This is a genomic window from Rhodoligotrophos appendicifer (assembly GCF_007474605.1).
GTDB lineage: Bacteria > Pseudomonadota > Alphaproteobacteria > Rhizobiales > Im1 > Rhodoligotrophos > Rhodoligotrophos appendicifer.
In genome coordinates, this window is sequence record NZ_VHKL01000005.1 from 467,754 (window position 1) to 478,873 (window position 11,120).

Below are 11,120 nucleotides of genomic sequence, written 5' to 3' on the forward strand. Positions count from 1 at the left end.
GCACAATGACTGCATTGATACTACTTGGCAAAGCATGGCATCCCCTGCACACGAGGCTGTAGATCCCGATGCGTTGATCATTGATATCGACGGTTTCGAGGGCCCCCTCGATCTTCTATTGGCTCTCGCACGGAATCAGAAGGTCGATCTGGCGAAAATCTCTGTATTGGACCTTGTCGAGCAGTATCTTGCCTTCATGGCTCGATCGGAGTCGCTCCGTTTGGAACGGGCCGCTGACTACTTGGTGATGGCAGCTTGGCTGGCATACCTCAAGTCGCGACTTTTGCTTCCCCAGCCGCAGGGGGAAGATGAGTCGATCTGTGACGACCTCTCTGCTCGCTTGGCCTTTCGATTGAGGCGCTTAGAGGCCATGAGGGTGGCGGCTGTTCAATTGCTGGCTCGTCCACAACTGAACGATAATGTGTTTCCACGTGGCGTTGTGGAGCCGTTTTCTGGACCGCCGACGGTCGTTTATGATTGCAGTTTTTTTGATCTCTTGAAGGCCTACACCGACCGTCGTCAGAAGTTGACAAAGCGGAGAACATACGAAGTCACTGCACCACAAGTTCTGTCCCTGAAAGAAGCGCGTGACGTCTTAAATTTGCTGACTGGTGAGATACATCACTGGATATCTGTTGAGAAATTGCTGGTACGCCACCTCGTACGTCCCGGAATGGAAAGGAGCGTTCTCGCGTCAAGTTTCGCTGTCCTCCTCGAAATGGCTCGAGAAGGAAGGGTCGAGGTTCAACAGGAGCGTCATTTCGCCCCCTTATTCGTGCGCACCAAGCCCACCTCCACAAGGCCGGATACAGCATGATCACGAACTCCCTCAGAACAGAACCATTCGACGAACGATTGGAAATTGCTGACAATGTGACGAGGCTTCCCCGGACGGAGCGCATCAACCATTTGCGCGTGCTCGAAGCAGTCCTGTTCGCCTCTCCTGTTCCTCTTTCCGACAGAGAACTTGCAGTAAACCTTCCAGACGAAGCCGACGTCATCGACCTCTTAAGCGAACTCCAGGCTCACTATTCAGGACGCGGGGTACAACTTATCCAGGTTGCAGGAAAATGGAACTTTCGAACAGCGCCCGATCTTGCCAGTCATTTGGCGAGCGCCGCCATCGAACACCGCCGACTGTCTCGCGCGGCTACAGAGGTTTTGGCCATTATCGCCTATCATCAGCCTGTGACACGGGCTGAGATAGAAGAGATTCGAGGAGTGTCATTGTCTCGCGGAACGCTTGACGTCCTTTTGGAGATGGGCTGGATCTGTATGCGGGGGCGACGCAGGACGCCTGGCAGGCCTGTCACATTTGCGACGACAGAAAATTTCTTAAGCCACTTTGGGTTGAACGAGCTAGGGGATCTTCCTGGCCTTGCTGAACTGAAATTGTCTGGGCTGCTAGAGCCCGATGTTGCGTCTGATTTTGAGATTCCCGTGCCCCGGGATAACGAGAGCTTGGGATACGAGGAAGATCCTGTTGCGGATGATATGAACGGTGCTCTCGCAACTGATCTCATCTCCGAGAAGGAGGACCGAGCTTGAGGCCGTCAACACGAGATTTTGGCTGGTGTGGCTTTCACAACGATGCAACGCAGTATATGACGCGGCTGGGCGAGTTGCGGGACTATGACCAATCCGCGATAATGACCCATTGAAGGCTGGGGAGCCGCGTCCGTAGCTCCAGGATATAAGTGACTGTATGTTCGACATCAGTGCGACAGAACTCCTGGTCATTGCAGTCGTAGCGATTGTGGTGATTGGCCCAAAAGACCTGCCGGATATGTTGAAGGGTCTCGGGCGCTTCCTGCGAAAAATGAGGTTGATGGCCGGTGACTTTCAAAGGCAGCTGGATCAAGCTGGCTTCGAAGATGTTCGAAAGGGAATTGAGGAGGTTCGTAGTTTGACGTCTCCGAGTGGCGTAATCGCGCGAAGCATTGCGTCCTCTATTGAGACCGATGATAGCAAGCGGACGATTGAACAGAAGGCTTCCGCTGAGCCCGCGGCAGCCCAAGTGTCAGTTGAAACAAAGGAAAATGTCCCTTCAGTCGATACCACCATCGCTAAGGTTTCGATTTCCACTGAGGATACAGCGATTGGGACAAGCTCGTCTGACGCGACGTTGCAAGACCGCCCCCACCAGTCAACGACGGAAATGATGCCTACGACCGATAAGGTGGAGGGAGATCTGATCGGGTCGCCCGCGACCGATAACACCACCGCCAGTTCTCGCGCTTGAGTGACCCGCATCCAATGAGCAAAGAAGACATCGATGCCACTCAGGCTCCATTGATGGACCATCTAATCGAGCTTAGGTCTCGCTTGGTTAGATCGCTCCTCGGGCTGCTGATTGCCTTTTTGTTCTGTTTTTATTTTGCCACGACGATCTTCAATATACTGATTTGGCCGTACGAGTGGGCAGTCGGTGATTCGACGCAGGTGCGCCTGATTTACACTGCCCCGCAAGAATATTTCTTCACTCAGCTTAAAATAGCACTTTGGGGCGGCTTTTTTCTCGCCTTCCCGATCATAGCCACACAGATTTACATGTTTGTTGCACCCGGTCTCTACAAGAATGAGCGACAAGCGTTCATGCCTTTTCTTGTCGCGACGCCGTTTCTCTTCATTCTCGGCGCCGGCTTAGTCTATTTCTTTATCTTACCCATGGCACTGGCCTTTTTCGCAAGTTTTCAGCAGACGGGCAGTACCGGTGCAATAATTGAGCTGCTGCCGAAGGTGAGTGAGTATCTTGACCTGATCATGACCTTGATGATCGCGTTTGGTATTTGCTTTCAACTGCCAGTGATTCTGACCCTCTTGGTTAAAGTTGGTATATTAAGCGCTGAGGGCCTCCGCAAGAAACGGCGCTATGCGATTGTCGCAGCTTTTGCCATTGCTGCCTTTATGACGCCTCCGGATCCCTTCAGTCAGATCGGGCTTGCTCTGCCTCTGATCGGATTGTTTGAGGTTTCATTGTATCTGGCGCGAGGAATTGAAAAGAAGCGATTAGCGGAAGATGCCCGCCGAGATCAGGAAAGCCCACTCGACGTTTGATCTTCTTTTCTCTGGCCCGCAACTCCTGTCGAGGCCTTCCTATGAGGCTCGTGGAAAGCTGAAAGAGTGATCTTCAACTCCAAACAAGGAATTTGACTGCGGCTGCACCAGGCAACCGCAAGCTTGATCCCAACGCCAGCAGCGCAACAGAGTCAGATGCGTACCGCCCCACCATCGATCAATACCGTTCTGCTCGATTTGATCGATCTGCCCGCTGACAACGGCATGACCAAAATCCGTCAAGGACAGTTCTGCGCCAAGGTAATGTGCGATGCGATTGGCGTCGGGAGTGTCCGAGGTCACCAGCTCTGGAGTGAACTCATCTGTCGTCCGGCAATAGATATCTCGGAAGCGCTCCGGCAGTCCGGAGATCAGAGGGTGTCGAGCGAAGGCTAAATCCTCCAGCCTCCGCCAGAAGCTCCAATCACCGAGGAAAACGGCAGGCTCTCTGCGTTGATTTTCATTAAACAGTGTTTGAGGTGAAGCTGTTTTCTCCCGGAGTGCCTGCAGAACACGGCGTTCTGTGCGGCTGAGCCCATCGGCTTGTCCGGGCAACTCCTCCAAGGCACGAAACATTGCCGCACGTAGGAAGGGGAACCGCGCAAGATCCGGATCGGTAGCCAGTCTCGACCAAGCCTCAGGCGTCGGCGAGCAGTAGGATGTCCACACTTGGCTTGCTATCTCAAAATCGGTATCCGTCACAGAGCGTTTGGTGCTTGCGAAACGGGCGATCGAGTCTGGTGCATGACGTCCGAGATAATCGTTGGCCTGCACGAGTTTCACGTCACCGACGACTTCACTTCGATTAAGCGCGTCCAGTGTCTGGAATAACTGCAACTGATCATAAAGATCATGCTCGAACCAGAGTTCAATCGACTGTTCGGGATCTATACTTTCGAGCTGCATGCGTCGATGCGCAAATTCTTCTTCGATTTCGTGTAACGGTACCGCGAAGGCCTCGCTGAGAAAGGCAGCGCGGATTTCATCAAGAGTCCTGAGGTCGCTCGTAAGGGGCACGGGCCCGTCGATCAGCGTGTCGCGCCACGGCACGATCGTGTGGGCAAGCCCTGCAGACTTCAGTGTGTCTGCCACGATATCCCCATTCGTGATGATCAGGGTCATCAAGGAGCCTTTCAACTGAAATGTTTAATTGATGCTGACTTTGCCGTGAGAATGCGACCATTCCTTGGCTTGAGGGATCGGATTTCCTGAATCGAGATGCGCATAAATGCGCCCGCAGGTGATGCGCCTCTTCACCCTGTCGACCCACAAGGTTATAGAGGCGTCCGACCTTTGTTCACCGGAGTAGGGATCATGACTGCTATCATTGACATCACGGCTCGCGAAATTCTCGATAGCCGGGGGAACCCGACCGTGGAAGTTGATGTGACCCTTGAGGAGGGCTACTTCGGACGTGCGGCTGTTCCGTCGGGAGCATCCACAGGAGCACATGAGGCTGCGGAGCTGCGCGATAGCGACCAAGGTCGCTACGGGGGCAAGGGCGTAGCGCAGGCCGTAGCCAACGTGAATGGGGAGATCTTCGAAGCTATCGCCGGTCTTGATGCTGAGGATCAGGTGGCACTTGACCGGATCATGATCGACCTCGACGGAACCGATAACAAGTCTCGTCTGGGAGCAAATGCGATTCTCGGCGTTTCGCTTGCCGTCGCCCATGCCGCTGCTCAGGCAAGTGGCCTGCCTCTTTACCGATATGTGGGGGGTACCTCCGCGAGAACCCTGCCTGTGCCGATGATGAACATTATCAATGGGGGGGCGCATGCCGATAATCCCATCGACATCCAGGAATTCATGATCATGCCAATTGGCGCGGAAACTTTCGCAGATGGTCTGCGGATGGGGGCAGAAATTTTCCATCGCCTCCGCAGCGAACTCAAGAATGCAGGACATAACACCAATGTTGGGGACGAAGGAGGGTTCGCGCCGAATCTCGCCTCAACAGAAGAAGCATTGAATTTTGTGACCCGTGCCATTGAGCTCGCGGGGTACACGCCAGGGGATGATGTAATGTTGGCCTTGGATTGCGCATCGACCGAATTTTATAGGGATGGAAAGTATCAACTGACCGGTGAGAAGATGGTGCTTGATGCCGCATCAATGGCGGAATACCTGGCCGCTTTGGTAGAGCGCTTTCCCATAATTTCCATTGAGGACGGAATGGCCGAGGATGACTGGGATGGTTGGCAGATGCTTACAGATCGGCTCGGCAGCCAGATCCAGCTTGTTGGCGATGACCTCTTTGTGACCAATCCGGCGCGGCTGCGGGATGGAATTGCGGCAGGAGCGGGGAATGCGATCCTCGTTAAGGTCAACCAGATCGGAACGTTGTCGGAAACGCTTGAGGCTGTTGAGGTTGCCCACAAGGCCGGGTACAGGGCGGTAATGTCCCACCGCTCTGGGGAGACGGAGGATGTTACAATTGCCGACCTAGCGGTGGCGACGAACTGTGGTCAGATCAAGACTGGTTCCTTAGCGCGCAGTGACAGGCTCGCAAAATATAATCAGCTTCTACGAATTGAAGAGCAGCTTGGCACTGCGGCGACCTATGCTGGACGCTCAATTCTCCGGGGCTGACGGAAACTATGGCCCATGCAACCTGCCGGTAGGATTTGGCACCCGCCTTATTATAAAGGCGAGCGGCAAGCGAGAAGATTAAACTCTGCCGCACGGAATCCAGCTTCGAACTGAAGCCGAAGCAGCTAGTCTGAAAAAATGGGTGGTCTCATGCATTCTCCGACGGCGCAAGCGGCTCTGAGTGAAACGTCTCTCAAAAACTATATTGGCGGCCGTTATGTGAACTCTGCAGGCAACGAGCAGTTCAACGCGTTGAACCCTGCAACCGGCGAGATTATCTGCAACGTCCAACAGGCTAGTGAAGCGGATCTGGAAGCCGCATTGGCTTCGGCTCAGGCTGGCTTCCAACTCTGGCGGAAGATGACCGGCGCGGAGCGCGGCCGGATCCTGCGCCGAGCTGCTGATCTGTTGCGTGAGCGTAACGACGAACTAGCCACGCTAGAAGTTCTGAACACCGGCAAACCCATCCAGGAGGCGATCGCTGTAGATATATATTCGGGTGCTGACTGTCTGGAATTTTTCGGCGGCGTAGCAGCGTCCATTCATGGTCATCACTATCAGTTTGGAGCCAACTTTGCTTACACTCGGCGCGAGCCGTTAGGGGTATGCGCGGGTATTGGTGCTTGGAACTATCCAATACAGATCGCGTGCTGGAAGTCGGCACCCGCCTTGGCCTGCGGGAACGCCATGATCTTTAAACCTGCGGAGATGAGCCCACTGACGGCCGCGAAGCTGGCTGAAATTTACACGGAGGCGGGTCTGCCGGCTGGAGTATTCAATGTTGTGCAGGGCGACGCCAGCGTGGGGCAATGGCTCACACGGTCTGCTGGAATTGCGAAGGTATCGCTCACAGGGGAGCTCAGCACAGGCAAGAAGGTTTTGGCTGCCGCCGCAGAGACCCTGAAGCATGTCACTCTGGAGCTTGGAGGCAAGTCACCGATTATAGTGTTTGAGGATGCCGATCTCGATAGCGCCGTGTCCGGCGCGATCCTCGGCAATTTCTATACTCAAGGGGAAATTTGTTCGAACGGCACCAGGGTCTTCGTACAGAAATCGGTGCTGGAAGAGTTCCTTGGAAGGATGGCTTCGCACGCGAAAAGAATACGGATCGGCAATCCTCTCGATCCTCAAACCCAGATGGGGGCACTTATTTCGCCTGAACACGGGCAAAAGGTCATGGAATTTATTGAGCGCGGCAAGAGCGAGGGCGCGCGGCTGATCTGCGGCGGTCAAAGGGCCATGGTGCAGGGCTGCGAAGCAGGATGGTTCATTGAACCCACTGTTTTTGCTGATTGTCGAGACGACATGACCATTGTGAAGGAGGAGATCTTCGGCCCGGTCATGTCAGTCTTGAGCTTCGAGGAGGAAGCTGAGGTCATCAGCCGGTCCAACGATACGATATATGGCTTGTCAGCTGGGGTATTCACCCGCGATTTGGCGCGGGGTCATCGTGTGGCCGCGGCGCTGGAGGCTGGCACCTGTTGGATCAACACATACAATGTGACCCCGGTTGAGCTGCCCTTCGGTGGTTACAAACAGTCTGGCATGGGCCGAGAGAATTCCCTTGCCGCAATTGAACACTATACTCAAATTAAAACCGTATACGTCGAAACGGATAAAGTTCAGTCGCCGTATTGACAGGCTAACAGAGCGGAAAAGCGGCTAATATTCTGAACAAAGATATTCCAAATCGACGGAACTTCTAGATTCTTACCTCTGGAAGGCCAAAAACCTCACCGCTGCGCAACACTTTCGGATCGTAGGCTTTGCGTGAGAAGACTTGGCGTACAAGGGGCTCGAAAAAGGACAATGGTTTCATTGGATAATCGGGGTCGAACGAGGTCTGATCCCAGCGCTCACAGAAGTCAACAGTCGTGGGATAGAAAGGGCTGTCCGCATATTTTTCGCGCTCCATGCGATCCCAGCCATAATGGTGAGCATAATAGTACATTTGAAAAGCGCCATGGTGCTCAACAACCCACGCGCATTCGTCGCGAACGTAAGGCCTGAGGATCTCAGCAGCAAAACGATCGTGATTTTGAGGTGCCAATCCGTCGCCGATGTCATGCAGGAGGGTGGCCACTATCCAATCTGCATCCGCCCCGTCATGAAGTGCACGGGTCGCCGACTGCAATCCATGTTCAAGGCGACTAATTTTGTATCCAGACAGTGTCTCCTCAGCTTGCCTGGCCAGTTCACGTAACAACCGATCAGCAGTCTGGGCGAGATAGGCTTTCTCCAGTTCGTGCAGCAACTCGTAGTCTTCCTTGCTGCCGTCCTTCATCTGTGTGAATGAGACACTTTCCATGGTGATGCTCCCAGTTGCCGCATTCGCTAGCATACGGGACGCGGTGCGGGAATCAACGAGCTCTTGGAAGGCAACTGATCGCAAGGCTCAGACACGTGGAACCAAAGCTTATTGGCGGCGTTGAAGCGCCATGACTGATAAGCAAGATACGTCTCACTCCGGTGATCAAAAGCCTGTTCTGACTCCCACCGAGGCTCGACAGGGTGCTCCACGGCAGAACGTCAGGGTCGTACTAATTGTGTCCCTGGTTCTTATAATCGTAATCTTTGGAGCGCTTTTCGCTTCTTACCAGTGAGGTGGCCTCCTGGTAAATTGCTTGACCTTAAATGCTCGTCCTGAACTAAAGGATCGCAGAAGCCTCGGATGGGCCGTCTGACGATGACGACATGGTGACGCCTCTGGAGCAGATACGCCGGCTAACTAGCGCGTTGGATTTTGCACGCGCCAGCGCATTTCTCCAGGATTGTGATCTGCGCTATGTTTGGGTTGCGACTTCAGTTCCGTTCTTCTCAGAAGGCAAGCTTCTAGGAAAAACTGACGCCGAAGTGCTTGCTGAGGAGACGGCAAGACAGATCGTACCCTTGAAGCGGTCGGTTATTTCAACAGGACGAGGGCAAAACGGCGAGTTCTTCCATACTCTTCCCTCAGGTGAAAGACGTTGGTACTCTGTCAAATTGGATCCATGGCTGGATCAGGATGGAACGACACTCGGTGTTTTCACAGCCGCCCTTGATGTAACCGATCAGCGGTTAATGGATGAAAGGCTGGTTGTTCTGATGCGCGAGGTGGCGCATCGATCCAAGAATCTTCTTGCAATTATACAGGGTCTATCGAACCAAACTGCCCGCACGAGTTCGACAATTGCCGAGTTCGCTTCGAAGTTTACGGGGCGCTTGTTATCCTTGGGTCATGCTCAGGATCTCTTGACCGCGACGGACTGGCAAGGTGCTTCAATCGATGATCTGATCAAGTTTCAGCTCGGGCCTTATCTCGAGGCGTATGATCGACAGATCTTAACGCATGGACGCCCGATGATGCTGAAGTCCAATGCTGCACAATACCTTGGCCTCGCGCTTCATGAGTTGGTGACAAACGCTGCTAAACACGGGACACTTTTGGAGGCAAGTGGTGAAGTCTCGATTTCCTGGCGCATAGTAACGGGTGAAACACCGCGTCGAAATTGTTTCATCCTTGTCTGGAGTGAGAGAGGCCCCAGTAGGCTCCGATCAGATTGGGAAGGCGAACGGGGCGGCTTTGGTCGAACGATGTTGACGAAAATTACCCCTCAAGCGATACAGGGGCAGGCACTTATGCGTTTTCGGCAGGGCGGGATAGTCTACAGACTTGCCGCGCCACTAACCGAAATCGCAACAGATGATTGGCTCTACCGATCCGCTTTAATGGCCGAGATGCCACCTGCTTGAAAGAGAACCAAACTAAAAGAAGAACCAGGCACCGAACTGCCCTCGGATATTGTCACCGCTCCGTAAGCGTCCGGCCAAGGACATGTCATAGAAGTCCCTCTGGCCGTAGATTACTTCCCAACCCAATTGAAGCTCGCTTACTGGTTTCCAAATTAGGTTGCCGTGGAGGCTCATAACCTCCTTGTTGAATCGACCCGTAAGATATCCCCCGTCCGCGACGGCGTCTTTGACGTCTGACTTGTTTGGCAGCGACAGCCCCCATCCAAAGTTGATGCTTGTTTTTTCGCTCACCTCAAAAGTTACACCTGCGAAGATCCCTAAGGCTGCGATACTGTTAATGTCACCACTTAGGGGATTGATCCAATAAGCCGGTGAGTTGCCGACCAAGTAATTTCCGACACCGTCGCCGTAAATCGCACCCGCAGATAGCGTTCCGAAGTCTGAGAGGTTTATCGTGGCGGCCCCTTGTACAACCCAGCCGAAGGCTCCATCGCTGTCAGTTGCTCCGAGGCGCTTTTCGGTAGCGAAGCGCCGTCCTGCGCCCGACAAAAGGAATTGATGGCCGGCGGCTGTCTCATACTGCCAACGCGCCACAAGATCCGGCATCTCGTCATTGAGCCCGCGCGCGTTTGTACCGTACTCATCATAACCTGTAGGATCCTCAACGGAAATTGCGAAGACGTTTGGACCGTCGCGATACGTCAGCCGCACTTGACCTACACGTGACGTGCCAAGCAAACCCGCAGGACCAAAGAAATCGACAGTCGTAATGCCTGTAATGAGAGACATGAAGTTGCGCCAAGTTTGCCCTGCACCAAAACTCCATTTCGGCAGCATGTCCCACTCACCCCAAGCGTGGCGCATGCGAAAGTCAGTAGAGCCGAACGCTCCTCCCGAAAAGAAATCGCCCTCGATCAATGTGCGGACTTGGCCGACTGAAGTGTCGGACCGCGACTGTATCCGAAAGCGGGACTGACGAGCATGAAAGCGAACGTGCTTACTGCTCTTTCTCTCTGTCAGATTCGAATATCCAAAGTAATCACCTAGATCTTGATTGAAATCATAAATAAAATCACCCTTTACGTATCCGGAAACAGTCACTTGATGAACCGGAGCGGGCATGTCAGCTGTCGGGGTGACGAAAACTGTGAAGCCGCGATCTGCAGGAAGAGCGTCGCCCACCCGCTCCGTCCACGGCGCGAGTTCGTTCTCGCTCCCGCGATAGAAGCTTATGAGACCCGAGTCTTTGGGGGTAACAGATGTGTGGGGAGCGGCCGCTTGAAGCTGCTCCAACTGGGATTGAAGAGATTGAAGTTGGAGCTGGAGGTCGGCGAGTTCATCGGCCTTAACCGATTCGCCGAACGCCACCACGCCTACAGCAGCAAGAGTTACGGTGGCCATTGCTGTGGCTTTGACCCTATGCCCTATGTTCATCGCTGTCCCCCGAGATCCTGCCGCTCATTCGCGCCAATTGGCGTTCGGTTGTTAATGCAACCTATGAGGGAATTTATACCGGACGCGAGGGGATTTCATCGATTCCTGTGTAGAGATTACAGAATCCGCATTGTAGTGCCCAAAAAATCACGACCCTAGGTTGTGAGTATTCAGAAGAAGAACCAGGCTCCGAATTGCCCTCTTAGATTTTGGGCATTTGTGCAGGGCGGTGACAAATTAGGCCATGGAGCGCCGACGTGATGGCGGTGCGGGCGGAGTAAAAGCCGTCCATTGGCTAGGCTGGT

Annotated in this window: 10 protein-coding genes; 7 read left to right on the forward strand and 3 right to left on the reverse strand. The window is 53.8% G+C overall.

What is annotated here, in order from left to right:
* The first annotated feature begins 73 nt into the window (after positions 1–73).
* From FKM97_RS14035 to tatC, 4 genes are all read left to right on the forward strand, one after another.
* Positions 74–817 carry a segregation and condensation protein A gene (locus FKM97_RS14035; RefSeq protein WP_428977909.1) on the forward strand — a complete coding sequence of 248 codons (744 nt, stop codon included), beginning with the start codon at positions 74–76 and terminating at the stop codon, positions 815–817.
* Positions 814–1,548 carry an SMC-Scp complex subunit ScpB gene (scpB, locus tag FKM97_RS14040; RefSeq protein ID WP_144293020.1) on the forward strand — a complete coding sequence of 245 codons (735 nt, stop codon included), beginning with the start codon at positions 814–816 and terminating at the stop codon, positions 1,546–1,548. The genes FKM97_RS14035 and scpB overlap by 4 nt, the downstream gene beginning before the upstream one ends.
* 157 nt (positions 1,549–1,705) lie before the next feature.
* The gene (gene tatB, locus FKM97_RS14045; RefSeq protein ID WP_144293021.1) at positions 1,706–2,242 is read left to right on the forward strand and encodes a Sec-independent protein translocase protein TatB; all 537 of its coding nucleotides are present in this window, start codon (positions 1,706–1,708) and stop codon (positions 2,240–2,242) included.
* Positions 2,243–2,256: 14 nt separating this feature from the next.
* Positions 2,257–3,057, forward strand: coding sequence for a twin-arginine translocase subunit TatC (gene tatC / locus FKM97_RS14050; protein WP_144293022.1), 801 nt, complete (start codon positions 2,257–2,259; stop codon positions 3,055–3,057).
* A 39-nt stretch (positions 3,058–3,096) separates the two neighbouring features.
* Here tatC and FKM97_RS14055 read toward each other — a convergent pair whose 3' ends face one another.
* On the reverse strand, positions 3,097–4,179 hold the full coding sequence (locus tag FKM97_RS14055) for a DUF1835 domain-containing protein (protein WP_144293023.1): 1,083 nt from the start codon (positions 4,177–4,179) through the stop codon (positions 3,097–3,099).
* A 192-nt stretch (positions 4,180–4,371) separates the two neighbouring features.
* Here FKM97_RS14055 and eno point away from each other — a divergent pair, with 192 nt between their 5' ends.
* Together eno and betB are read left to right on the forward strand one after the other, a co-directional pair.
* Entirely contained in the window at positions 4,372–5,649 is a 1,278-nt protein-coding gene (eno, locus tag FKM97_RS14060; RefSeq protein WP_144293024.1) for a phosphopyruvate hydratase, read from the forward strand.
* Between the two features lie 150 nt (positions 5,650–5,799).
* A complete protein-coding gene (betB, locus tag FKM97_RS14065; protein ID WP_205014986.1) occupies positions 5,800–7,287 on the forward strand; it encodes a betaine-aldehyde dehydrogenase in 1,488 nt (495 codons plus the stop codon).
* A gap of 64 nt (positions 7,288–7,351) precedes the next feature.
* Here the strand turns inward: betB and FKM97_RS14070 are convergent, their stop codons facing one another.
* Positions 7,352–7,957: an HD domain-containing protein gene (locus FKM97_RS14070; RefSeq protein ID WP_205014994.1), complete on the reverse strand. Its 606-nt coding sequence runs from the start codon at positions 7,955–7,957 to the stop codon at positions 7,352–7,354.
* Positions 7,958–8,343: 386 nt separating this feature from the next.
* Between FKM97_RS14070 and FKM97_RS14075 the strand changes: the two genes are divergently transcribed.
* On the forward strand, positions 8,344–9,381 hold the full coding sequence (locus FKM97_RS14075) for a sensor histidine kinase (RefSeq protein ID WP_144293026.1): 1,038 nt from the start codon (positions 8,344–8,346) through the stop codon (positions 9,379–9,381).
* 12 nt (positions 9,382–9,393) lie between these two features.
* Here the strand turns inward: FKM97_RS14075 and FKM97_RS14080 are convergent, their stop codons facing one another.
* Positions 9,394–10,782 (reverse strand): porin, encoded by a 1,389-nt coding sequence (locus FKM97_RS14080; protein WP_170240913.1) that lies wholly within the window; start codon positions 10,780–10,782, stop codon positions 9,394–9,396.
* Between the last annotated feature and the right edge of the window lie 338 nt (positions 10,783–11,120).

Bases quoted from the DNA above. Each gene is read 5' to 3' on its own strand.
- tatB (WP_144293021.1), top strand. From the start codon at position 1,706: ATGTTCGACATCAGTGCGACAGAACTCCTGGTCATTGCAGTCGTAGCG.
- FKM97_RS14080 (WP_170240913.1), bottom strand. From the start codon at position 10,782: ATGGCCACCGTAACTCTTGCTGCTGTAGGCGTGGTGGCGTTCGGCGAA.
- scpB (WP_144293020.1), top strand. From the start codon at position 814: ATGATCACGAACTCCCTCAGAACAGAACCATTCGACGAACGATTGGAA.
- FKM97_RS14055 (WP_144293023.1), bottom strand. From the start codon at position 4,179: ATGACCCTGATCATCACGAATGGGGATATCGTGGCAGACACACTGAAG.
- betB (WP_205014986.1), top strand. From the start codon at position 5,800: ATGCATTCTCCGACGGCGCAAGCGGCTCTGAGTGAAACGTCTCTCAAA.
- tatC (WP_144293022.1), top strand. From the start codon at position 2,257: ATGAGCAAAGAAGACATCGATGCCACTCAGGCTCCATTGATGGACCAT.
- FKM97_RS14075 (WP_144293026.1), top strand. From the start codon at position 8,344: ATGGTGACGCCTCTGGAGCAGATACGCCGGCTAACTAGCGCGTTGGAT.
- eno (WP_144293024.1), top strand. From the start codon at position 4,372: ATGACTGCTATCATTGACATCACGGCTCGCGAAATTCTCGATAGCCGG.
- FKM97_RS14070 (WP_205014994.1), bottom strand. From the start codon at position 7,957: ATGGAAAGTGTCTCATTCACACAGATGAAGGACGGCAGCAAGGAAGAC.